This window comes from Candidatus Thiodiazotropha sp. LNASS1 (genome assembly GCF_964212655.1).
Taxonomy (GTDB): domain Bacteria; phylum Pseudomonadota; class Gammaproteobacteria; order Chromatiales; family Chromatiaceae; genus Thiodiazotropha.
In genome coordinates this window covers 2,961,429-2,985,733 of record NZ_OZ156465.1, presented here as the reverse complement: position 1 = coordinate 2,985,733, position 24,305 = coordinate 2,961,429, and the positions used below count along the sequence as shown (strand labels likewise).

Annotated in this window: 22 protein-coding genes and 2 pseudogenes; 5 read left to right on the top strand and 19 right to left on the bottom strand. The window is 54.2% G+C overall.

Features of this window, described 5'->3' with window-relative positions; translation table 11 throughout:
- Positions 1-540 precede the first annotated feature (540 nt).
- A pseudogene (locus tag AB8516_RS13110) lies at positions 541-1,071 on the top strand (trypsin-like serine protease); the annotation flags it as partial.
- A 15-nt stretch (positions 1,072-1,086) separates the two neighbouring features.
- Here the strand turns inward: AB8516_RS13110 and AB8516_RS13105 are convergent.
- Positions 1,087-1,626: pseudogene (locus AB8516_RS13105) on the bottom strand (IS1595 family transposase); the annotation flags it as partial.
- 397 nt (positions 1,627-2,023) lie between these two features.
- Here AB8516_RS13105 and AB8516_RS13100 point away from each other — a divergent pair.
- Together AB8516_RS13100 and AB8516_RS13095 are read left to right on the top strand one after the other, a co-directional pair.
- Positions 2,024-2,305: a hypothetical protein gene (locus tag AB8516_RS13100; protein ID WP_369161273.1), complete on the top strand. Its 282-nt coding sequence runs from the start codon at positions 2,024-2,026 to the stop codon at positions 2,303-2,305.
- Positions 2,306-2,596: 291 nt separating this feature from the next.
- Positions 2,597-4,465 (top strand): hypothetical protein, encoded by a 1,869-nt coding sequence (locus tag AB8516_RS13095; protein WP_369161271.1) that lies wholly within the window; start codon positions 2,597-2,599, stop codon positions 4,463-4,465.
- A 480-nt stretch (positions 4,466-4,945) separates the two neighbouring features.
- On the opposite strand, the gene AB8516_RS13090 is transcribed toward AB8516_RS13095, so the two are convergent.
- From AB8516_RS13090 to AB8516_RS13025, 14 genes are all read right to left on the bottom strand, one after another.
- Positions 4,946-5,890 carry a hypothetical protein gene (locus AB8516_RS13090; RefSeq protein WP_369161269.1) on the bottom strand — a complete coding sequence of 315 codons (945 nt, stop codon included), beginning with the start codon at positions 5,888-5,890 and terminating at the stop codon, positions 4,946-4,948.
- Positions 5,891-6,210: 320 nt separating this feature from the next.
- Entirely contained in the window at positions 6,211-8,037 is a 1,827-nt protein-coding gene (glmS, locus tag AB8516_RS13085; RefSeq protein ID WP_369161267.1) for a glutamine--fructose-6-phosphate transaminase (isomerizing), read from the bottom strand.
- Between the two features lie 20 nt (positions 8,038-8,057).
- Positions 8,058-9,428: a bifunctional UDP-N-acetylglucosamine diphosphorylase/glucosamine-1-phosphate N-acetyltransferase GlmU gene (gene glmU, locus AB8516_RS13080; RefSeq protein WP_369161265.1), complete on the bottom strand. Its 1,371-nt coding sequence runs from the start codon at positions 9,426-9,428 to the stop codon at positions 8,058-8,060.
- Positions 9,429-9,564: 136 nt separating this feature from the next.
- Positions 9,565-10,053 carry a peptidylprolyl isomerase gene (locus AB8516_RS13075; RefSeq protein WP_108293801.1) on the bottom strand — a complete coding sequence of 163 codons (489 nt, stop codon included), beginning with the start codon at positions 10,051-10,053 and terminating at the stop codon, positions 9,565-9,567.
- A 55-nt stretch (positions 10,054-10,108) separates the two neighbouring features.
- Positions 10,109-10,537, bottom strand: a complete 429-nt coding sequence (locus AB8516_RS13070; protein ID WP_108293799.1) for a F0F1 ATP synthase subunit epsilon — start codon at positions 10,535-10,537, stop codon at positions 10,109-10,111.
- 19 nt (positions 10,538-10,556) lie between these two features.
- A complete protein-coding gene (atpD, locus tag AB8516_RS13065) occupies positions 10,557-11,933 on the bottom strand; it encodes a F0F1 ATP synthase subunit beta (RefSeq protein ID WP_369161262.1) in 1,377 nt (458 codons plus the stop codon).
- Positions 11,934-12,002: 69 nt separating this feature from the next.
- The gene (gene atpG, locus AB8516_RS13060; RefSeq protein WP_108293797.1) at positions 12,003-12,863 is read right to left on the bottom strand and encodes a F0F1 ATP synthase subunit gamma; all 861 of its coding nucleotides are present in this window, start codon (positions 12,861-12,863) and stop codon (positions 12,003-12,005) included.
- 34 nt (positions 12,864-12,897) lie between these two features.
- Positions 12,898-14,439, bottom strand: coding sequence for a F0F1 ATP synthase subunit alpha (gene atpA, locus AB8516_RS13055; protein WP_108293795.1), 1,542 nt, complete (start codon positions 14,437-14,439; stop codon positions 12,898-12,900).
- Positions 14,440-14,452: 13 nt separating this feature from the next.
- Positions 14,453-14,992, bottom strand: coding sequence for a F0F1 ATP synthase subunit delta (locus AB8516_RS13050; RefSeq protein ID WP_369161259.1), 540 nt, complete (start codon positions 14,990-14,992; stop codon positions 14,453-14,455).
- A 9-nt stretch (positions 14,993-15,001) separates the two neighbouring features.
- On the bottom strand, positions 15,002-15,472 hold the full coding sequence (locus AB8516_RS13045) for a F0F1 ATP synthase subunit B (protein WP_108293791.1): 471 nt from the start codon (positions 15,470-15,472) through the stop codon (positions 15,002-15,004).
- A gap of 55 nt (positions 15,473-15,527) precedes the next feature.
- Positions 15,528-15,758 (bottom strand): F0F1 ATP synthase subunit C, encoded by a 231-nt coding sequence (gene atpE, locus AB8516_RS13040; protein WP_068994713.1) that lies wholly within the window; start codon positions 15,756-15,758, stop codon positions 15,528-15,530.
- 42 nt (positions 15,759-15,800) lie between these two features.
- Positions 15,801-16,661 (bottom strand): F0F1 ATP synthase subunit A, encoded by an 861-nt coding sequence (gene atpB, locus AB8516_RS13035; RefSeq protein WP_369161256.1) that lies wholly within the window; start codon positions 16,659-16,661, stop codon positions 15,801-15,803.
- Between the two features lie 10 nt (positions 16,662-16,671).
- Complete coding sequence (locus tag AB8516_RS13030; protein WP_369161254.1) at positions 16,672-17,052, bottom strand: ATP synthase subunit I; 381 nt, start codon at positions 17,050-17,052, stop codon at positions 16,672-16,674.
- Between the two features lie 212 nt (positions 17,053-17,264).
- Positions 17,265-17,636 carry a hypothetical protein gene (locus AB8516_RS13025; protein WP_369161252.1) on the bottom strand — a complete coding sequence of 124 codons (372 nt, stop codon included), beginning with the start codon at positions 17,634-17,636 and terminating at the stop codon, positions 17,265-17,267.
- Between the two features lie 350 nt (positions 17,637-17,986).
- Here AB8516_RS13025 and AB8516_RS13020 point away from each other — a divergent pair, with 350 nt between their 5' ends.
- Positions 17,987-18,790 carry a peptidoglycan-binding protein gene (locus AB8516_RS13020; RefSeq protein ID WP_369161250.1) on the top strand — a complete coding sequence of 268 codons (804 nt, stop codon included), beginning with the start codon at positions 17,987-17,989 and terminating at the stop codon, positions 18,788-18,790.
- Positions 18,791-19,003: 213 nt separating this feature from the next.
- Here AB8516_RS13020 and AB8516_RS13015 read toward each other — a convergent pair whose 3' ends face one another.
- The 4 genes from AB8516_RS13015 to mnmG form a co-directional block, all read right to left on the bottom strand.
- Complete coding sequence (locus AB8516_RS13015; RefSeq protein WP_369161248.1) at positions 19,004-19,885, bottom strand: ParB/RepB/Spo0J family partition protein; 882 nt, start codon at positions 19,883-19,885, stop codon at positions 19,004-19,006.
- Between the two features lie 13 nt (positions 19,886-19,898).
- Positions 19,899-20,690, bottom strand: a complete 792-nt coding sequence (locus tag AB8516_RS13010; protein WP_369161246.1) for a ParA family protein — start codon at positions 20,688-20,690, stop codon at positions 19,899-19,901.
- A 74-nt stretch (positions 20,691-20,764) separates the two neighbouring features.
- Positions 20,765-21,415: a 16S rRNA (guanine(527)-N(7))-methyltransferase RsmG gene (gene rsmG, locus AB8516_RS13005; protein WP_369161244.1), complete on the bottom strand. Its 651-nt coding sequence runs from the start codon at positions 21,413-21,415 to the stop codon at positions 20,765-20,767.
- An 11-nt stretch (positions 21,416-21,426) separates the two neighbouring features.
- Positions 21,427-23,301: a tRNA uridine-5-carboxymethylaminomethyl(34) synthesis enzyme MnmG gene (gene mnmG, locus AB8516_RS13000; protein ID WP_369161242.1), complete on the bottom strand. Its 1,875-nt coding sequence runs from the start codon at positions 23,299-23,301 to the stop codon at positions 21,427-21,429.
- Positions 23,302-23,386: 85 nt separating this feature from the next.
- Here mnmG and AB8516_RS12995 point away from each other — a divergent pair, with 85 nt between their 5' ends.
- Positions 23,387-24,304 carry an AAA family ATPase gene (locus AB8516_RS12995; protein WP_369161240.1) on the top strand — a complete coding sequence of 306 codons (918 nt, stop codon included), beginning with the start codon at positions 23,387-23,389 and terminating at the stop codon, positions 24,302-24,304.
- Position 24,305: the final 1 nt, after the last annotated feature.

The window sequence follows — 24,305 nt, the reverse complement described above, 5'->3', positions numbered from 1 at the left end:
GCCGGGTCTAAGATACCCCAGAGGTTACGAAACACTGAGGCCGGAAATCCTTTCCCTATGAGCCACCAGGGGCGCCGAACTTGCGACGACTTAGGAGAGCGTACACAGGAATATAAATCCCAGTGTAGAAGGACCATGTAAACCTTTCAAAGTGAAATTTACCGTGCAATTACACCAACAATCGAGTATAGGATTCTTACATCCTTTTCTGCACGCTTAAACACTGAGGCAAACGGGATCGGTGGAAAGCAGCCATCTTCCTGTCTACTACATGAAAAATCGGTCGACAGATAAGGAGTGATGGAGGCTGAAGGGACTGGCCAAGTCCATCATCACTCCTATAAACAACCCTACTCAATTCCCGCTCTGTATTCCGACAGACGTCCTGGCGTTTGTCGGCAGTATATGGAATCTGTCCCATCAATCCCTGATCTCAACGACTTCCAGAACAGATTGATACAGAAAGATACATTAAGTGAATAGATAGATACATGCCTAAATAATTCAATACAGACTCCAATATTCAAATTGGGGCATACAATGAAATTTATAAAAATCCTATTTCTCATGATCGCTCTGTCTGCCATCAGCATCAATCATGCAACCGCTGATTACGGCAAACGGAAAGGTTTAATTAATCACCGCATTATTGGTGGAAAGCCCGCACAGGCTGATACATTCCCATGGATGACTGCGTTGATAAACAAAACTGACAATGAACAGTTCTGCGGTGGCAGCCTGATTGCAGAACGATGGGTGCTAACAGCTGCGCATTGTGTTGAATCCGAATCCGCCGGTGACATTCAAGCCTATATCGGGGGAACCAGCCTGACCGATCGCAGTAATGGTGAAGTACATGATATCAGTTATATCCATATACATTCTGAATATGGTGGTGATCACGATATCGCACTGCTGCAACTTGCAACGCCTTCAAGTAAACGGCCGATCAACACAGCGTCAATTCAATTTGATGACGGGCTTGCTGATGGTACGAATCTGCTTGTTACCGGCTGGGGACTTACAACCAAAGATGAAGATGCAACTGGGTCGCTTAATCTGCTACAGGCGGATGTCCCATTAAGAAATCTTCATGGGCCTGCCGTCCCGCGTCGTCTCAACAGCAGCCACGAAAGGGATTTTGTTGCGCGATCCACGACCACGCTTACCGGCTTGCTCGCCTCCCAGATAAGCATCATCCAATTCGATGCGACCGGCCAGTTTTTTTCCACGCTCACGTTCCATCATCACCTGCATCAACTTATGCTTGAGTCGCCAGGCAGTGTTGTAGTTCACCCCGATTTTGCGGGAAAGTTGCAGCGCCGAGATACTTTTCTTGCGTTGGGTCAACAGATAGATCGCAAGAAACCACGTTCTCAGCGGCAGCTTGGTGCCATGGAAGATGCTGCCGGCGGTCAGGGAAGTCTGATGATGGCACTTGTGACATTGATATATCTGACGCTTTTTGAGTTCACAGCCTGTTGTGTTGCCGCACTCAGGGCAGACATAGCCCGTCGGCCAGCGCAGATCATACAATGCCTGACGACACTGATCCTCGGTCCCGTATTGTTCAAGAAAATCGTGCAAACCAAGGCCTTTTTGAAATTGAATGGTATTTCTCGGCATGATGAAATCCTCTTTTATTCAGTAGGTTCCATTATGCTTGCACCACAGGCTCAATAGCTGAGCTTCATGAGTAATCAGGTTGATTATTGATACACCTATATTCACTGTAAAGTCCGTCACAAAAATCCACTAGCTTGTTGATTTGCACTTAAATTAGACCCGGGATTTGCATTGAATAGTGACCCATAATCTCTCTGTGAAGCTCGTTAACATGTAAGAAAACTATGGACCAGGTATTCGATGCAAATACTTTGAAATATGGGTCAATTTAGCATGCAATTCTACATATACGTCCATCAAGGAACGATCTCATCACTTCAAACACAACCCTACTCAAGCAGGCGAATCCGATTCACCCACCGGTCTGCTACCTTTTGCTGGCTACCCGCGTCAGGATATGCCCAAGGGGCTGCCATTTCGACTCAAAGACTATCTCGAACTGCTCGACTGGACAGCCCACGCCATCCTGAAAAATAAGCATGGTTATATACCCGCGCATCAGCCACCTATTCTTGAACGTTTACAAATCGAACCCAAGTATTGGCTCTACATGACACAGCATTTTGAAAGCCGCTTCAAAGGACTGGTCGGTGCCAGTTATATGTTGAAAGCGGTTTGTCGAAAACTTGAGTATCAGCGAACGCCGAACCTGGGTGCAGTGTTACAGTTGCTCGCCTAGCGAAATCGTAAAAACCCCAGCAGGCCATGGATCAGCGCAGGCTGAGGTGTTGATATGTCTGTGGCTGGCCATTCCCCTATAGAATTTCTATCTTTAACCCGATTACCGGCTTTTTTCCCACTATTTCTAACGATTGGTCGTCACTCAGCAACAACGAATATTATTTGGTCTGTTCTTATTACTGAGATGTTATTGATCTTTTTTGATTGGGTGTCTTATCTATTCTTTATTGACCTGTTCGCCTACCCCGAAGTAACGGTGACGCGACCCTTCGTCGGACCGTGGAGCCATATGAGCGACAAGGACAATGCTATACACGTACTCGGTTGGGAGAAGTGGCGTGTGGGTTGGTTGGATGAGACGGGTGATGCGACCGGTAAGACCCTCACTCGGGTCACCAAGCCGACAGTTGCGACACCGATTGTCGACAGTGACTACACCATCAGTGCGACGGATGCCGATAGCGATACGGTCAAGCTGGTGGCAATCGAGGTCGGCGACCGGCCGTACTACACGGCCGAGTATCGGCGGCAGAGCAACTTGGACACGGATCTGCCCGATGCCGGCGTGGTGATCACCAAAGCCAACGAGCATATCAATCAGGGCGAGGGGCCGGTGATCGTGCAGGAGTCGGATGTGACGGCGGGTAACCTGGATGATGCACCGTTTACCATCAACGCACCGCGCAACCTCTTTGACGACATCGGCTCCGGGGTCAACATCGAAGTGACATCGATGGATGCCAATGAAGCACAGATCCGACTCAACTATGCGCTGCCGCCGACAGAAAACGACGTCTACGTCTCGGACATAAATGAGCGCTGGAAGAGTGAAGATGTTTGTGTCGATGCACCCGATGTCGGTGGTAACTTTGAAGCCGATCCTTTAGCGGTTATCGATACAGACGAACAGCCTGTGGTCGGTGAGCTGAATAAAGTCTATGGCCGGGTGCGTAACCAGGGTCACGCGGATGCGACCAACTTCGAGGTCCATCTCGAGATTCGTGAGCCTTTGGGGGCGGGGGGCCCGTGGCGCTCGTTGAGAATTGAGAACGTACCGCTACTGCAGGGCACAGACACCGATGATACCGCCTACCATCTGATCAGCGCTGATTGGTACCCCGTGGGCGATATCCACTCATGTGTCAGGTTGTCGGTGGAAGGTGTGGCCAATGACGTAGATTTGGCTAACAACTGGACCCAGGAGAACATCAGTCAGTTCACTACCACGAGGGGCAGTCCATTCGAGCCGGTAACGACGCGCTTCGAGGTCGAAAACCCCTATACCGAGACGATTACGGTGATCTTCAAGCTCGATGGACTACCGTCGAGTTGGAGTTACATTGTGACGCCCGAGCGTCTGACTATACCGGCAAATGGCATCGGCAGCGCACAGATCACATTGCAACCTCATGAGACAGCACCATTGTGCTCAAACGAAGCGATTACCGTAGCTGCCTACACACCACGGGTCGACACCTTGAAACAACTAGGCGCCATCACGCTTCAGGTCGGTCTCAAGAATCCGGCCAGCATCACGGCGGAATCACGACTGGTGTGCGGACAAGCCGATCCGAAGAGTACCGAAGCTTTGACGTACAGACCAGTGTATATCCAAGAGTGCGTCATACATACCCAGGGCTGTACGGATCCTGCCTTGCCCAACACTCAGGTGGCGGTGGTGTACACTGCACCGGACGGCACCACCCAAGTCCACTATGTAACAACCGATGAGCATGGTTGTTACGTTGACACCCTCAGTGTCGCTGAACCGGGACGTTGGGAGACTGAGGTGGTCTTGGAGGAAGACGACTGTCGCGAGGGTGCGGCAGCACCGACTGGTACAGTCGATGTACCGCCAACACTCTGTGGTGGTCCGCTATGGTGTTGCTGGATATTGTTGGTCTTGGCGGTTGCTGTGATTGCCACTTTGTTGTGGTTGGCACGTTTGCTTTGTGGCATTAAGTCTGCCACGCTGCCGTTCCTTATCGCTTTACTGGTCACCATTGTGTTGATATGGCTGATTCTGGCCCGATGCGATGTGATGCTGGGCTGGTTGTTATTGGTGATCGGCGCAGCGATCTTGCTTGCCGTATTGATCATATGCTTTACCCGGCTAGCACCGTGCTTTGGCAGTGGCCGTGAGTCAACCCGGGCTTGAGCCGGATTTAATATGCGTCCCTGAGCGGGATTCAGGGACGCATATTGATTAGCATATGATATTGATCCTTTACTAATTGATTCACATTGGATTACAGATCCTATGTATTGATAACTAGATTCACTTTATTCAGATACTTATTCAACTCAGGCTGGGGTAATATTCAGTGCAACTACCGGCCCAGTAATGAATGCAAATCAACACCTCAGAGTTCCAATACAGGTTTTACCCCATTTCCACTGGAGCTTATGGTTATAAATTCTTAATCCACCGATTGATCGACGAAGTGAAAATACGAATCGAAAATCTCAACATCGCAAAATACGCACTTTGGTTTCGCTGCTATCGATAACCTGCCACAACACTCGCATTCCGCGTTGTGTAATAGATGATCGAAATGATCAGCAAGGCTCTCCACTTCGGTGGCTAACTACACGAGACAGAGCTGTTTGTACAGTATTGTTTACTTTCTTTTAAGAGCTAATAGCAACGATAGTAATCACAATCCAAGACTTCTTCGTAATAGCCATCTCCATTAGCGTCCATACTTATAGTATCAAGACCCGAGCCTAACTGGATCAAAGCCGAACTATAGTCGCCGCTCAACTTGATTCTTCCATCTTCTGTCGGATCCAGAGGGCAGATATCGCTCATACTATTACAGGTGGCAACCGCGTTGACGGTTGTTACGTCTACATAACCAAAATCAGAGTCATATATTCTGCCGGAATAGCTGGATCCGTAATAATATTTCGAAAAGTAAAGATCCCCCTTATGCGTGTAATCTTTTTGGATGTAATTTGTAAAAGTACCTGAGCCCGTTGAATTAGAAAGGGTGAAATTCTTTGTGGTATTCTGCCAGTTGAACTCTGGGTCGCTAGTATCATGATAGAATTCAATCGTTCCATCCATTATTACAGACTCTGATCCTAAAGTAATTTGTAAGTTACTTGTCGAAAAAAGAAACCCAGAGGGTATGGTGATATTCCCGCTACCCGTATAGGTTTCCGTATTGTAAATAGACAGATCGATTGAGCCGGTGAAAGTTAATGTAGAGTGAGATGAACAATCTTGGTAATTCGAAAAATCTAGGGTAAGCAATCCTGACGAAAGCGCTTCATCGAGAGAACCGGAAATCTGAACCGAGCCTCCGCATGGGTTATCTATGATAATATCGACATCGCCAGTCTGATAGGTGAGTGTGTTATAAGTAAAGAAATCAACCACATCTATGATCAAGGTGCGGGCAATATCCAGCCGAATGGCAACTAAATAATTTCCTACCGATGAGAAATTGACTTTAGCCTGCTGGTTAAAGGGAACAGTAGTTATATCCGGAGTAGTATCACCCGCGCCGCCGCCACTGCCACCGCCGCAACCAGGAAGGAGAAAGAATAGAAAAAAAGAAAAGAGAAATGTCCTCATATCATACTCCATATAATACATCCCTTGATGAATCGAGAGTCTACTAAGTTAGCCTCTCCATTCGCATCCATCATTTTCACCATAGTAACAGGTGCCTACTAGGTATAGGGAACTATATAAGACAATCGGTCAAATAAAAACTTCCACTTTGCGGTAATACGGACCAATGTATAGAGATGTGGCAGACACCGTGCGTCGAATGACAATTGATGAAGATACTGGCCTGAGGCAAATAACCTAACCGTCACCCGCAACATGCTACTCGCAGGTTACCGTGACGGACTTTGTTCCCGTTCAACAGTTACATCCATCTACATCACCTACTCTACCGTCACCGATTTCGCCAGATTCCGCGGCTGATCCACATCGGTCCCCTTCAATATGGCAACATGATAGGAAAGCAACTGCAACGGAACGGTATAGACGATCGGCGCCGTGGAAGGATAGATGTCGGATAGGGTCAGGTTCTGGTATCGGTCCAGGCCGATCTTTACCTTCTGATCGCTGAACAGGAACAGTTCACCGCCACGGGCGCGTACCTCCTGCAGATTCGATATGACTTTTTCTAAAAGCGGATCGTCGGGTAACGCGCAGATCACCGGCATCTCAGCATCGACCAGCGCCAGGGGGCCGTGTTTGAGTTCGCCGGCAGGGTAGGCCTCGGCGTGGATGTAGGAGATCTCTTTCAGTTTCAACGCACCCTCCATGGCGATTGGGTAGAAGCTGCCTCTGCCGAGAAACAGGGCGTGGTTCTTTTCCGCAAAGGCATTCGCCATCTCTTTGATGGCGTCGTTCAGCTCCAGGATCACTTCAACCTGACGTGGCAGTGCATGCAGTTCCTCTACCAGCTCGCGCTCTCTCTCGGTGCTCATGCCGCGGCGCTTTGCCAAGGCAAGGACCAGCAATCTCAGAGCTACCAGCTGGGTGGTGAAGGCCTTGGTGGATGCCACACCGATCTCAGGACCTGCCCGGGTCATCAGGGCCACATTGGATTCCCGCACCAGCGAGCTTTCGGGTACGTTGCAGATGGTCAGGCTTCCCAGATAGCCCTGGGTCTCGGCGCCACGCAACGCGGCCAGGGTATCCGCGGTCTCGCCCGATTGGGAGATCGTGACAAACAGGGTGTTGTCGGGCACCACCACCTGCCGATAGCGAAACTCGCTCGCCACCTCGACGCTACAGTGAACGCCGACCTCTTCCAGCCAATAGCGTGCAACCAGGCCGGCGTGGTAACTGGTGCCACAGGCGATGATGTGTACGTTTTGGGTCTTGTCCAGGAGCTGTTTCGCTTCGAAACCGAATGAATCTTCGAGCAACTTGCCCTTATGAATCCGTCCCTCCAGGGTCTCTGCGATCACTGCCGGCTGTTCGAAGATCTCTTTCAGCATATAGTGCCGGTAGGGTCCCTTTTCCGCGCTCGATGCGGAAACCCGAGAGGTGCGGACCTCACGCTCTACCTGACGGCCCTGGTCATCGAAAATCTTCACCTCATCCCTCGAGACATGAGCCAGGTCGCCCTCATCCAGGAAGATAAAACGCTGTGTTACCGGCAACAGGGCAAACACATCCGAAGCGATAAAGTTCTCTCCCACACCAAGCCCGATGACCAAAGGACTGCCAGCCCTGATGACCACCATCTGATCGGGATCATCCGGGCTGACAACAGCCAGCGCATAGGCACCGACCAGTTTACTGCTCGCCTTTCGTATGGCTTTGATGAAATCGGGTTCCGATGCCAGCACATCCGCCAGCAGATGGGCGATGACCTCGGTATCGGTCTCAGAGGTAAAAGTAAAACCCTTGGTACTCAAGTCCTGACGCAGATCGGCATAGTTTTCGATAATACCGTTGTGTACGATCGCCACCCGCTCGCCGCTCATATGAGGGTGGGCGTTGCGCTCCGCCGGCATACCGTGTGTAGCCCAACGGGTATGGGCGATACCCAGACTGCTTGAAAGTGCGGCGCCATCGATCAGGTCCTTGAGCGCGGCGACCTTGCCTACGGAACGAATTCGCTGAATGTGCTGACGCTCATCCAATACCGCAACACCGGCCGAGTCATAACCCCGATATTCAAGGCGTTTCAGACCCTCCATCAGGATGGGAACAACATCCCGTTGTGCGATTCCACCGACAATGCCACACATGCTCTAACTCCCCCTGGATGTTACGCTTTCGGCTTCTTGACCGGTCTCTGCCAGCCATCGATGCTGATCTGTTTTGCCCGTGTCAGGGTCAGCTGTTCCGATGGTGCGTCTTTGCTGATGGTTGAACCGGCACCGATGGTCGCACCCTCACCGACCACCACCGGCGCGATCAACTGGGTGTCCGAACCGATGAAGGCGCGATCACCGATGACCGTTTTGTGCTTGTTGGCGCCATCGTAATTGCAGGTGATGGTGCCGGCGCCGATATTGACCTGTTCACCGATCTCGCTGTCACCGACGTAGCTGAGGTGATTTATTTTACTTCCATCTGCCACCAGGCTCTTCTTTATCTCGACGAAATTACCGATATGGACATGATCGGCCAGACTGCTCTCCGGCCGAATCCGGGCAAAGGGGCCAATACGGCATTCGCTGCCGATCTCGGCGGCTTCCAATACACTGTTGGCAAAGATCTCCGTCCCCTCGCCGATTGAACAATCTTTCAGCACCACGTTCGGACCGACCCTGACCCCGTCCGCAAGGCTGACGTTACCCTCGATGATGACATTGCAATCAAGGAAAACGTCCTGTCCGGTGGTCAGGCGACCGCGAATGTCGATGCGCGAGGGATCCGCCAGGGTGGCGCCGTTGTGCATCAAGCACTCGGCCAACTGGCGTTGATGGTAACGTTCGAGATAGGCCAGTTGTTTGCGGTCATTGACCCCCATGACCTCCTCTTCACTGTCCGGATGGACCGCCTGGATATTGACCCCGTCCTCAACCGCCATGGCGATGATGTCGGTCAGATAGTACTCTTTTTGCGCATTGTTGTTATCGAGTTGTGCAAGCCACTTCTCGAGTCTCTCCCGTTTTACCGCCAGGATCCCCGTATTGATCTCGGTAATCTCCTGCTCGCGTTGACTGGCGTCCTTCTGTTCGACGATGCGGATGATCCGGTCCATACCGTCACGCACGATCCGCCCATATCCAGTGGGATCGGGTAGATCGACCGTCAGCAGCGCCAGGTCGCTCAGTCTCAAGCAACTCAGCAGACCGGTCAGTGTCGAACTGCTGATCAAGGGTACATCACCGTACAGAATCAGCACCTGGTCGACTTTTCGCAGGGAAGGCAACGCCTGCATCACCGCATGGCCGGTACCGAGGCGTTCGGTCTGTTCCACCCATGTCAGATCCTGGGCGGAGAGCTGAGTAGGCACCAACTCACCCCCGTGGCCATAGACAATAGTGATCTCATCAGGATTGACCGAGCGTGCCGTATCGATCACATGACCGAGCAGCGCCTTGCCGGCCAACTGGTGCAGAACCTTGGGAAGCCTGGAACGCATTCGCGTACCTTCGCCCGCAGCCAAAATCAGTGCCCCCAGATCCATCAACTCACCTCAATGCTGTAACCAATCCCGAGGATAGCTTAATACCATTCGGCAGTACCAGCTTCCAGGTAAAAAAATCACACGCCGGATCAGAGTAAGCTTTATACGCTTGCGGGGAGATGAAAGTATGGAGGTGTCAATTCAGTGTATGGGATTGGCCCGGCAAACCCACTGACATGGCATCTTCCTTGGTCGCCTCCCTAACCTCGAGAATCTTGACCTTAACCACCAGTGTCTTGCCTGCGAGAGGGTGGTTGCCGTCAACCGTCAACTTACCATTCTCGATCTTGGTGACGTAGAAACTTTTTACCTCGCCGGCCTCATTCTGCATCTGTACTTCTGCACCCAACTGACGAAATTGCGGGGGCACATTATCGATTTCATCGGTGAAGGTCAGGTCCGGATCATACTCACCGAAGGCATCACTGGAGGGGATGGTAAGAGTGACTTCATCACCCTGGCACTTACCGGCTACCGCGCGATCCATACCGCCAATCAGTTCGGTTTCGCCGCCATGGATATAGCTGACCGGAAGATCGCTCTGCTCCAGGGTATTGCCATCCGGATCGGCAATGGAGTAGGTGAGGGAGACGAATTTTCCGTTCTGGATGATTTCTTTGGACATAGCGGTATGGCGTGGGGCCTGACGAGTCAGGCCCTATTATTTTAGGATGGGATAATCAGGCGCCCTTACCCTTGCGGATGCGCTCGATGGCTCGCAACTGTGCTGCTGCCTCCACCAGTTCAGCCTGTGCCTTGGCGTATTCGAACTCGGAGGTTCGGTTCGCCATGGCATCTTCGGCACGGCGCTTGGCCTCCTGGGCGGCCGCCTCGTCGAGGTCTGTGGCACGAATCGCCGTATCGGCGAGTACGGTAACCACATGGGGCTGAACCTCGAGAATACCGCCGGAGACATAAAAGTGCTGCATCTCCTGATTATTCCCGGTGTCGACCCGAATCTCACCTGGTTTCAGTTGAGTCACCAGCGGCGTGTGGCGGGGAGCGATTCCCACCTCACCCATTACCGCAGGGGCGTATACCATCTCAGCGAGACCGCTGAAGATCTCGCCCTCGGCGCTGACGATGTCCACATGGATTGTCATGGCCATCTATTCTACTCCCAGCCGATCAGGCCTTGCCACCGCGTTCGACGGCTTCGTCGATACCACCGACCATATAGAAGGCCTGCTCCGGCAGATGATCGTATTCACCTTCGACGATTGCCTTGAAGCTGGCGATAGTGTCTTTCAGCGAGACATACTTGCCGGGGGTGCCGGTGAAGACCTCGGCCACGAAAAAGGGCTGAGACAGGAAGCGCTGTATCTTACGTGCACGCTGCACCACCAGTTTGTCCTCTTCGGAGAGTTCGTCCATACCGAGGATGGCGATGATGTCCTTCAGCTCCTTGTAGCGCTGCAGGGTGCCCTGCACGGCGCGGGCCACGCTGTAGTGCTCCTGGCCCACCACATTGGGATCGAGAATACGGGAGGTGGAATCGAGAGGATCCACCGCCGGATAGATACCCAGCTCGGCGATCTGACGGGAGAGCACCAGCGTCGCATCCAGATGCGCGAAGGTGGTCGCGGGCGAGGGATCGGTCAGGTCGTCTGCCGGTACGTAGACCGCCTGAAAGGAGGTGATGGAGCCGGTCTTGGTAGAGGTGATACGTTCCTGCAACGCACCCATCTCCTCGGCCAGGGTCGGCTGATAACCCACCGCGGAGGGCATACGGCCCAACAGGGCGGATACCTCGGTACCGGCCAGGGTGTAACGATAGATGTTGTCCACGAACATCAGTACGTCACGGCCTTCGTCACGGAAATTCTCGGCGATGGTCAGACCGGTCAGGGCCACACGCAGACGGTTGCCCGGGGGCTCGTTCATCTGACCGTAGACCAGGGCCACTTTGTCGAGTACCCCGCCTTCCTGCATCTCGTGGTAGAAGTCGTTGCCCTCACGGGTACGCTCACCCACACCGGCGAATACGGAGAAACCGGAGTGTTCCACCGCGATGTTACGAATCAACTCCATCAGGGTAACGGTCTTGCCCACGCCGGCGCCGCCGAACAGACCGATCTTACCGCCCTTGACGATGGGCATGATCAGGTCGATTACCTTGATGCCGGTTTCGAGGATCTCGGTGGTGGCCGCCTGATCTTCCAGCTTTGGCGGCAGACGGTGGATCGGCATCAGCTTGTCGGCCTTGACCTCGCCGGCCTCGTCCACCGGATTGCCGAGTACGTCCATGATACGGCCCAGAGTACCCTGACCGACCGGGATACTGATCGGGTCGCCGGTGGACTCCACGGTGACACCGCGCTTCAGTCCATCGGTCGATCCCATGGCGATGGTTCTCACCACCCCGTCGCCCAGCTGCTGCTGGACTTCCAGTGTGAGGCCCGCATCTTCAATCTTGAGTGCCTCGTAGACCTTCGGCATCTCACCGCGTGCGAACTGTACGTCCACCACAGCGCCGATGATTTCAACCACTTTGCCCGAACTCATTTCTGGTTCCTCTTGCCGCTCCAGGCGACTCTCAAAATAATAAAAACTAATTCTTTTTCCAGGCTGTCATCAGACAGCCGCCGCACCGCCGACGATCTCCGAGATCTCCTGGGTAATCGCGGCCTGGCGCGCCTTGTTGTAGATCAGCTGCAGCTCGTCGATCAGCTCACCCGCATTGTCCGAGGCCGCCTTCATCGCCACCATTCGTGCAGACTGCTCACTGGCACCGTTTTCCACCACGGACTGGTAGACCAGGGACTCCACATAACGGCTCAGCAGGTTGTCGAGTACATCTTTCGAATCCGGCTCGTAGATGTAGTCCCAGTGGTGCCTCAACTCTTCCTCCATGGTGGAGGCTATGGGCACCAGCTGTTCGACAGTAGGACTCTGGGTCATGGTGTTGACGAAGTGGTTGTAGGCGATGTAGATACGATCGATCTTGCCCTCGGCATAGGCATCCAGCATCACCTTGACCGTGCCGATCAGATCCTCGATGTGGGGCGTGTCCCCCAGATGGGTCGCCTGACTGACCACATTACCGCCGAAACGGCCGAAAAACCCCAGCGCCTTGTTGCCGATAGTGCAGAAATCGACCTCTGTACCGCTGTCCCTATGGACCCTCATATCCTTGACCAGCTTGCGAAACAGATTATTGTTCAAACCACCGCAGAGCCCTCGATCGGAGGAAACGATGATATACCCAACCCGTTTAACCTCACGCTCGATCATGAAGGTGTGCTTATACTCTGGATGCGCATGAAACAGATGCCCGATGACGTTGCGCATCTTATCCGCATAGGGCCGCGTGGCCGCCATCCGGTTCTGCGCCTTACGCATCTTCGAGGCCGCCACCATCTCCATCGCCTTGGTGATCTTGCTCGTATTCTTGATACTGGCAATCTGTGTGCGTATCTCTTTTGCGCCTGCCATAACTCTGAACCTTATCTCGTGTTACGTACTCGGCTTACCAGGTATGGTTGGCCTTGAAGTCCTTCAACGCATCGTGCAGCGCCTGCTCGATCTCGGTGTTGTAGTCACCGGTCTCGTTCATCTTGTCCATCAGCTCCTTCTGGCTGCTCTTCATGTAGCCGTGCAACGAGGCCTCGAAGTCGACCACTTTGCTGGCATCGACATCGTCCAGATAACCCTCATTGGCGGCAAACAGCGAGACCGCCATGCCGGCAATGGAGAGCGGCGAATACTGGGCCTGCTTCATCAGCTCGGTAACACGCTCACCGCGCTCCAGCTGTTTGCGGGTCGCCTCGTCCAGATCGGAAGCGAACTGGGAGAAGGCCGCCAACTCACGATACTGGGCCAGGGCCAGACGCACACCGCCGCCCAGCTTCTTGATGATCTTGGTCTGCGCGGCACCACCCACACGGGAGACTGAAAGACCGGCGTTGATCGCTGGGCGGATACCGGCGTTGAACAGATCCGCCTCGAGGAAGATCTGACCGTCGGTAATCGAGATAACGTTGGTCGGTACGAAGGCCGACACGTCACCCGCCTGGGTCTCGATGATCGGCAGGGCGGTCAGTGAACCGGTCTGGCCTTTCACCTTGCCTTCAGTCATCTTCTCCACATAGTCGGCGTTGACGCGCGCGGCGCGCTCGAGTAGACGGGAGTGGAGGTAGAAGACATCACCGGGATAGGCTTCACGGCCAGGCGGACGTCGCAGCAGCAGGGAGACCTGACGATAGGCCCAGGCCTGCTTGGTCAGATCGTCGTAGATGATCAGCGCATCTTCGCCCTTGTCGCGGAAGTACTCGCCCATGGTGCAGCCGGAGTAGGGGGCCAGGAACTGCATGGCCGCGGAATCCGCCGCGGGCGCCGCCACTATGATGGTGTGCTCCATAGCGCCGTGCTCTTCCAGCTTACGCACCACCTGGGCGATGGTGGAGTTCTTCTGGCCGACGGCGACGTAGATACATTTGATGCCGGTGCCTTTCTGATTGATGATGGTGTCGATGGCCACAGCCGACTTACCGGTCTGACGGTCACCGATGATCAGCTCACGCTGGCCACGGCCGATCGGCACCATGGCGTCGATCGCTTTGAGGCCGGTCTGCACCGGTTGGTCAACCGACTTACGCTCGATAACGCCCGGCGCGACTTTCTCGATGGGAGAGGTCTCATCGGCGGTGATGTCGCCCTTGCCGTCCAGGGGGTTGCCCAGCGAGTCGACCACGCGGCCCAGCAGAGCTTCGCCCACCGGCACCTCGAGTACGCGGCCGGTACATTGAACGGCATCGCCTTCACTCAGGTGCTTGTAGTCACCCAATACCACGGCGCCGACTGAATCGCGCTCCAGGTTGAGTGCCAGACCGTAGGTATTCCCGGGAAACTCCAGCATCTCGTAGGACATGGCGTCCTCGAGACCGTGGATTCGGGCAATGCCGTCGGTCAGACTGATGATCGTACCCTCGTTTCGGGCCTCGGTCTTAAGATCGAATTTTTCGATCTTGCTTTTGATCAGGTCACTGATCTCGGATGGATTGAGTTGCATGATGGCTTCTCGCTTAGATTCCCAATTCGTTCGCCAGTTGCTGCAGTTGTCCACGGACGGAGCCGTCGATAACCATGTCGCCCGCACGGATGTGAATACCGCCGATCAGCTCGGGGTCTTTTTCACTGGTGATGGTGACGTTGCGTCCCAACTTGGCCTTTAAGGCTTCGGCAATGAGTTTTTCCTGCGCCGCATCGAGGGCGAAGGCGGAGGTGACATGTACTTTGCTGACACGCTCTTTGTCCGCTTTCAGCTCTTCAAAGAGTGCATCGATCTCCGGCAGCACAGTGAGTCGGCCGTTCTCGACCAACACCTTGATCAGATTGCCGCCCTCTTCGTCGACCTTGTCGCCCGCGATCTCCAGCAGCAGTGACACCAGGGCGTCCTGCTCGATCAGCGGATTACCGACGATCGGGGCCATCTCCTGGCTCTCCACCACCGAGGTAAGAAAGCTCAGCATATCGGACCAGACGTCGAGCTTGCCGCTCTCTTCAGCGCGCGCAAACACCGCTTCGGCGTAGGGTCGGGCAATAGTGGTTGCTTCACCTGCCATGATTCCGCCTTAAATCTCTTGTGCCAGCTCGTTGACGATATCTTTGTGCGCCGCTGCGTTGATCTCCTTTCTAAGGATCTTCTCAGCACCGACCACGGCCAGTTCGCCGATCTTTTCACGCAGGTGTTCACGAGCGCGGTTCGACTCCTGCTCGATCTCTGCCTGCGCAGCGGTCAGGATACGCTCGCCTTCTGTGCGTGCGGTGTCCTTTGACTCATCGACAATTTCAGCTGCCCGTTTCTGCGCCTGAGCCACGATCTCAGCTGCCTGCGATTTGGCTTCGTGCAGAACATCCTTGGCCCGCTCTTTCGCAAGCTCCTGTTCGTGCTGCCCGCGCTCGGCGGCGGCCAGGCCATCGGCTATCTCTTTTTTGCGGGTCTCCAGCGCACCCATGATCGGGGTCCAGATATACTTCATCGTGAACCACACGAACACCGCAAAAGCGAGCAGCTGACCTATAAGCGTCAGATTGATGTTCATCCCGGAATTACCTCTCGTTGGACGAGATGATAGAGAGTTCGCTCAATGGCCCGGATCAGGCGACAGCGAACAGTACGTACATGGCCAGACCCACGGCGATCATGGGCACGGCGTCGACCAGGCCCATGACGATGAAGAACTGGGTACGCAGCATAGGAATGAGTTCAGGCTGACGTGCGGCGCCTTCAAGAAAGCGGCCACCCAGTACGCCGATGCCTACCGCGGCACCCAGGGCGCCCAGCCCCATCATGATCGCGCCGGCAATGTACAGCAGTGCTTGTTCCATTATTGGTCTCCCGTTTAATGAACTAGATAGTTAAAGGTTAAATCAGTGTTCGTGATGCGCCATATCCAGATAGACGATGGTCAGGGTCATAAAGATGAACGCCTGCAACGTGATGATCAGGATATGGAAAATCGCCCAGCCGAGCTGGAGCACGCCACCGAACAAACCGAGAATCAGCCCGGCATTGTACATGATGGCGATCAGAATAAAGATCATTTCACCCGCGTACATGTTACCGAACAGACGCAGGGCGAGTGAGATGGGTTTCGCGATCAGACTGACAAACTCAAGAATGAAGTTGACCGGAATGAAAAGTATGTTGACCAGGACATTGTTGGATGAGAAGGGCTGCAGGGTCAGCTCACCGGCGAACCCGCCGATGCCCTTGATCTTGATGCTGTAGAAAAGAACCAGAATGAAAACCCCAATAGCCATACCGAAGGTGGCATTGGGATCGGTCGAAGGCACAACCTTCATGTAGTGGATACCCAGCAGCTTGGCGAGTTCCGGGATCACGTCCACCGGCACCAGATCCATCAGGTTCTGCAGGAATATCCAGACAAAGATGGTCAGCGCCAGGGGCGCCACCAGGGCGTTGCGGGCGGAAAAGGAACCACGCACGCTGTCATCGATGAAATCGACCAGCCATTCGACGAAATTCTGCAGACCGTTGGGAACCCCGACAGTGGCCTGCTTGGCGGCCTTGCTGAAGAAATAGAGAAACAGTATTCCGAGGCTGATGGACCAGAACATGGTATCCACGTGGATCGCCCAGAAGCCCATCTCCTTGGCTTCAGCAGCAGAATGCGCCATACCCCAACTACCATCCGGGTATTTACCGAAGGTCAGGTTGGTCAAATGGTGTTTGATATATCCACTGGAGGTGAGCGTGTCGCCAGCCATACTTAAAAACCTATGAATGCTGTCTATCTTCAATAACCAATACAATCAGCGGAACCGCTACCTGCACGAACAGATAACTGCCCAATAATGCACCAATACTCAGCGGAGTGATGGTGACAATTGCCAATCCGAACATCAATCCCGTGATGATCAACTTCTGGATTTCGGCACCAAACATGCGGCCGGCTATTTTTTGCGGATCCTGTGCGCGGTAGTGCGTAAAGGATCTGTGGGCAAAATAGCCATTCGCCACTGCAGCAATCAGACCACCGATAAATCCTGACAATGCAAAGGTCTTACCGAATGCCAGAAGTATCAAACCGACCACCACCGCCGCTCCAAGTTGGAGCGCTACAATAGTGCGGATCTGGCTGTTTCCGGTAAGCTGCATTCCGGTTTCCCGGTACCCTTTATATGAGCCTAACCAGCAAGGAGGGAGGAGTATAAGGGGTCTTTGATATAAGGTCAAAGGATAGATGCATAAATTTTTTCATAAGACATCAATTTTCGGCCATAACCAACCGCACCAACCCGGAATATGGATCGGTCGGAGATTATCAGGCCGTATGGCCCTTTTCTATATTGGATCGGCCATCGACCGTTTCAGCGATATCTGCGGTTGGGAGAGACGCCCGGACCACCCCTGGGTCCCGGAGGGTTTTCCCAATTGGTCCCAGGTCCGCCTTTCGGTCCCGGTGGATTGTTATCCCTGTCATAGCGGTAGTGGCGATAGGGCCGCTTGTAATACCACCCTGACCCCGGGCCTCCCACCGGCCCGGGTGGATTGGTGCGATAGCGATAGCGCCGGTCGGGTGAGGCTCCCGGCCCACCCTCAGGTCCTGGGGGATTCTCCCAATTGGTACCGGGGCCACCGACCGGACCCGGAGGATTGTTGTCGATATCTTTTGCCATCCCCGCATTTGTCAAAAAAAACAACACAAGCGACAATGAAACCAGCCTGAATCTCTCGATCACTCCATTCTCCCTATTCCGGTATTGAACACAGTCGTTTACTTAATCCTGTGTCAGGTCCAAGCATAGACGACGCGATACCACTCTACATCCATCCGTCGGGCACACCCTGCCACAATATTTCGTATCCGACTTCGTAAGTATCGTCATAAAAATCTGCAAGTGCCGAAAACTTCATAATTGTTCTCGACCACATTGAATAACATGACACAACCAAATGGAATTTAAATCGGATGAATCCTTTTTAGTACCGGTTGAATACACATAAAGTCAATGTAAATAAGTAACAAATACGTATAAATTTCACCCCTATACTTTATGCAATACAAAATCATTGCGATTGGGGCAAGACCATGGAAACGACTTTATCACGAGTAATAAAATACGGCTCTAGAGGAGATGACGTCATTCGGGTTCAGCAATATCTCAACAAAGCCGTATCCGCTAAACCAGAACTGGTTACAGACGGTATCTTCGGTGCAAAATCAGCTGCCAGAACCCAGCAGTTTCAACGCGACAATCAACTCGTTGCCGACGGTATCGTCGGGCCGAACACATGGGCACAGCTGATCGCATTATTGAAGAACCTGTTGGGTATTCCACCCGTTGATAAGGGCAAGCATGCGGAAATACGAAAAAGGGTTTTGTCGGAAGCGGGTAAACTTGTCGGAAAGGTGGATTTCACTCAGCTCATAGGCGGTAGGCCGAAAGGTATCGATATCGTTAAGACCATCTTCAAAGAGGCCGCGAACGTCACCCTGCAGGATGCCAACTTCAAGGATCCCCACAGCAAGGCCTGGAGTCCACAGCCATTCGTCGGCGGAAAGAAAAAAAGCTGGTGCGGTATTTTCTGTGTCTACTGCTATCGAAAGGCCGGGCTAAAGACTATCCGGTGGGATATCGCTGTCGGCGCGCCCAGAGGAAATATAGGACTGAATACCTGGAGCCCTCAGTTCGTACAAAACATCAAACTGGCGGACATCGGTGCCGTTGCCACACGCCAGCACCATTTTCTCATAGAAAAGGTCGATTCAGGCAATCCGTTCAAGCCTCGTCTCAATACCATTGATGGCAATCTGCTTGCGGGAAAGATCCAGCGCCGCACCGGTTTTCATCAAGTCGGCAAGGATAATTTCAACTACTACTCCCTGAAGTAGGGTTGCTGCCAAGTTGTTGCGCCTGCCGTTGTTCGGGGTCACTCTACCTCGTCTACACGGTGAGTGTTGTCCAGTAAATAGATATATTTGTGCTTATTCGCTTTCATTTGCGGACTTAAATAATCATTCGCGTCTATTTACGGCTTTCCGATACAACTCACAATCATCAAGTCACCGATTCAGTGGCTGTGTATTGTGGCTAATTTCGTTGCTTCACTTTATATGATCGAGGATCCCTTCGAGTTCATCGAGACTGTTATAGCCGATGACCAGTTTACCCTTACCCTTGCTCCCCTGTTGCAGATCGACTTTGGCCCCCAGCTTCTCCGACAGATCAGTGACCAGGCGGCGAATATCGGGATCCATCACCTGAGTGGCGCGGGCGGGTTTCGGCTTCTCCTCCTGATTCTGTAAGCGGCGCACCAGGCGCTCCGTTTCACGCACTGAGAGTCCCTTGGCCACCACCTGGTTTGCCGCCCGGGTCTGGTCCTCTCCTTTCAGTCCAAGCAGGCATCGAGCGTGGCCCATCTCCAGGCGCCTGCTCTCAACCAGTGCCTTGACCTCTTCGTTGAGCTCCAACAGGCGCAAAAGGTTGGTCACGGTTGTACGTGACTTGCCGACGGCCTTCGCCACCTCCTGATGGGTCAGTCCGAACTCCAGCAGCAGGCGGCTCAAGGCATTCGCCTCTTCCAGGGGATTGAGATCCTCCCGTTGGATATTTTCGATCAAACCCATCGCCATGGCGCCCTCTTCGGTGACCTCCTTGATCACCACCGGGATCTCATCCAGGCCCGCCTGCTGGGCTGCGCGCCAGCGCCGCTCACCGGCAATCAGTTCGTAGCGCTCATTCTCCACCGGACGTACCACAACCGGCTGGATCACCCCCTGGGCGGCGATGGAGTCTGCCAGTTCGCGCAGGCTGTCGGCATCGAACTCCCGTCTCGGCTGATAGCGACCGCGCTGGATCAGATCCACCGGTAGTCGATGCAGATTATCGTGTTTGGTTGATGTCGTCTGTTTGCTCTCGGCCTCGGCCTGCACACCCCCCAGCAGGGCATCGAGACCGCGACCCAATCCTCTTTTCTTTGTCGCCATATCTCTCTGTCCGTCAGGCGGTTTGGGTTTGCACATCGCGCATGCGATGCCGTCTCAGCAACTCACTGGCCAGGGCCAGATATGCAGTGGCGCCGCGTGAGCTCTTGTCATACAGCAACACCGGTACGCCATGGCTAGGCGCCTCGGCAACACGCACGTTGCGCGGGATGATTGTGTTGAACACGGCATCCTTAAAATGGGAAAGCAACTGTCCGGAGACATCGATCGCCAGATTGTTTCGTGGATCATGCATGGTGCGCAGAAAACCTTCTATCTGCAGATCCTGATTGAGATGGGTCTGTATCTGTTCCACCGTATTCATCAGTGCTGTCAGGCCTTCCAGGGCATAGTATTCGGTCTGAATCGGAATCAGTACGCCATCCGCCGCCACCAGGGCGTTGAGGGTCAGCATATTCAGGGATGGCGGACAGTCGATCAGGATATAATCATAGCTGGCCTTCGCGGGTGCCAGCGCGATGTTAAGCCGCTTTTCCCGCATCGAACTGTTCATCAAGCCGACTTCCGCCGCCGTAAGATCCGCATTGGAGGGCAGCACATCGAAGTTTGCCTCGGGTGCCCGTTGCACCGCTTCACGCAGGGTCGAATCCCCCAGCAGCAGTTCACAACAGGAGTTCTCCAGGCTATGTTTGTCGATACCACTGCCCATACTGGCATTGCCCTGTGGATCCATGTCCACCAGCAACACCCGTTTCTTCATGGCAGCGAGGGAGGCCGCCAGATTGACGGTGGTCGTGGTCTTACCGACGCCGCCCTTTTGATTGGCGATTGAGATGATGTAACCCATGGCGTATTTCGGTTCCGCGATAACAGGAACTGCCTATCATAACGGTAGTGCCGTTGAAGGTGGTACCCTTTCTGTCACTTTGCATGAAATCCGGCGACTTGGCCGATCCGCACCAGGCAGCGTTCACCCGCCTCGAAGGGAACCCTCAGTGGGATGACATCAGTCATCACATGGGCCGGCAGTTGTGCGATCTCTTGCTCTGGAATACTCCCTTTCATGGCCAGGATTTCTACCCCCGGCTGGTGCAGGCCGGCACTCAGTGCGAACATATTCGGTAAGGCGGTAAAGGCCCTGGCAATCAGGGTCTTAAAGGGTCTGTCGGCTTGATATTGCTCCACCCTGGCATGCACCGGTTGGACATTCACCAATCCCAATTCCAGCTTGGCTTGTCGCACAAAACGGATCTTTTTGCTGTTACTGTCAAGCAGCACGAAATCTGAATCGGGCCGCATAATCGCCAAGGGTATCCCCGGTACGCCGGCACCGGTACCCATGTCGAGGCAGGGCCCGGGTTTCAGGTGAGGCAAGAGTGCCAAACTGTCCAACAGGTGTCGTCCGACCATCTCAAGGGGCTCACGAACCGCCGTCAGATTATAAGCACTGTTCCATTTCACCAGCAGTGCCAGAAATTCCATCATCAGGGCTTGTTGCCGCGCATCGAGATCCAGCCCCATCTCGGAGGCGCCCGCCACGAGTCGTTGCCGGCAGGCAGCACTATCATACATCTCATCAACCATCAGGCTGACCGCTTTTTCAGATGAATCAACAACAGGGAGATAGCGGCAGGCGTGACACCGGGAATACGCCCTGCCTGCCCGAGGGTTTGGGGCCGGTACCGCTGCAGTTTCTCCATCACCTCCGAAGAGAGTCCGCGTACCGTCGCATAATCGAGTCCATCAGGCAGTAAAACCGCCTCATTGGTGCGCTGTTTCTCGATCTCGCCCCGCTGGCGATCGATATAACCGGCATATTTTGCCTGCACCTCGAGCTGTTCGATGACTTGCGGGTCTGTTTCGCCCGGGCCCAGTTTGGCCAAGCCCATCAGTTGCCGATAGGCTACGTTCGGTCTGGCGAGCAGATTGATGGCACAGGCCTCTTTGGAAAGCACGCCCCCCAAGATGGCTTCCGCCTGAGCCGGTTCGACATCGCCGGGGGTAAGCCAGATCCCCTTCAGGCGCTGTTGCTCACGTTCGATGGCATCACGTTTGCGGCAGAATGCCTCCCAACGACGATCATCGACCAGACTGAGATGGCGGCCGGTTTCGGTCAGGCGCAGGTCGGCATTATCCTCACGCAACAACAGCCGGTACTCGGCTCGGCTGGTAAACATGCGATACGGCTCCAGGGTACCCTGAGTGATCAGGTCGTCCACCATCACCCCGAGATAGGCCTCATCCCTTCGCGGTGTCCACGGGGGTTGTTCCCGGCAGTAGAGCACCGCATTAACTCCGGCCAGCAGCCCCTGAGCCGCCGCCTCTTCATATCCGGTGGTGCCATTGATCTGACCGGCAAAGAAGAGGCCTTGCAGATATTTTGTCTGCAGTGTCGCCTGCAGGTCGCGGGGGTCGAAGAAATCATACTCGATGGCATAACCGGGCCGCGTCACATGCGCCTTCGCGAACCCATTCATGGAACGAACCAGGCGGTACTGGATATCGAACGGAAGACTGGTGGAGATACCGTTGGGATAGACTTCATGGGTATCCAGCCCCTCGGGTTCAATGAAGATCTGGTGCGATTCCTTATCCGCGAAACGTACGATCTTGTCCTCGATAGAGGGGCAGTAGCGAGGCCCGACACCTTCGATGACGCCGGTATACATGGGTGAGCGGGAGAGACCGCCACGGATGATTTCATGGGTTTCCCGATTGGTGTGGGTGATATGGCAGCTGACCTGCCGGGGGTGCTGCTCGGGCGACCCCAGAAATGAAAATACGGGTGTGGGTGTATCGCCTGGCTGAGCCTGCAGCTGTGAATAGTCGATGCTGCGGCCATCGATTCGGGGCGGGGTGCCGGTCTTCAGGCGATCGACACGAAAAGGAAGTTCTCGCAATCGCTGGGAAAGTGCATTGGCGGGAGGATCGCCTGCTCGACCACCTTCATAGTTGGACATCCCGATATGGATTCGGCCACCGAGAAAGGTGCCCACGGTCAAAACCACTGCATCGGCGCGAAACTTCAACCCCATCTGGGTGACGACACCGGTCACCCGTTCCTGCTCAACCAGAAGATCATCCACCGCCTGCTGAAAGATCTCCAGGTTGGCTTGATTCTCCAGGGCATACCGAACAGCCGCCTTGTAGCGCACCCGATCTGCCTGGGCACGGGTGGCGCGCACCGCCGCGCCTTTGCGAGAATTGAGGATGCGAAATTGAATCCCGCCGAGATCCGCCGCATGGGCCATAATTCCACCCAAGGCATCCACTTCCTTGACCAGATGGCCCTTGCCGATACCGCCAATGGCGGGATTACAGCTCATCTGACCCAGGGTCTCGATGTTGTGACTGAGCAGCAGAGTCCGGGCACCCATTCGCGCTGCAGCCAATGCCGCCTCGGTACCGGCATGCCCGCCGCCCACTACAATCACATCATAACTGTTGGTATAAAACATGGGTCTCCATATTCGGTGCTGGAGCAAAAATTCTTTAATCGCGAATCGGCTATTTTAGCCGATACCACAGACACCACGGAAATCTATGAGTTCTGAACTAAAAAAGATTATCGAAGCCGCCGGGAGGATCCTGCTGGGCAAACAGGAGGTGATTAAACTCTCCATTGCCTGTCTGCTGGCACGGGGACACCTTTTGATCGAGGATCTGCCCGGCGTTGGCAAGACCACCCTGGCCCATACCCTGGCACACATGCTGGGACTCCACTATCAACGCATCCAGTTTACCAGTGACCTTCTGCCCTCGGATATCATCGGTGTGTCGATTTATGAGCGAAGCGAACAGCGTTTTCAATTCCATCACGGACCGGTATTCGCCCAGCTGGTCCTGGCCGATGAGATCAACCGCGCCACACCCAAGGCGCAAAGTGCCTTATTGGAGGCCATGGAGGAGCGGCAGGTCACCACTGATGGCGTCACCCATGGCCTGCCTGAACCGTTTTTTGTCATCGCCACGCAAAACCCGGCCCATCAAGTGGGTACCTTCCCCCTGCCGGAATCCCAGCTTGACCGTTTTCTTATGCGCATCCGCATAGGTTATCCCGAAAGAGAGGCGGAGAGAGAACTGCTAGGCGGCGAGAACCGACGGCAAATGCTCAATAAGATGCCTGCAGTGATAGACAATCAGAGACTGACAGCATATCAGCAACGGGTTTCACAGATTCATGTGGCGGACGCCTTGATCGACTACTGCCAGGACATTCTTTCATTTAGCCGCACATCTCCGGACTACCGCCACGGTCTCTCCCCGCGAGCCGGTTTGGCTATCTTGCAGGGCGCACGGGCATGGGCAATGATCGAAGGCCGCAACATGGTTTTACCCGAAGATCTGCAGGCCATTCTGCCCGCCACCGTAGGCCATCGGCTTCAACCGGCGGGCGATAGCGCTGAGCCTCAGGGTGACAGCCTGGTGATGAACCTAATCAGTTCCGTACCGATCCCTTGAG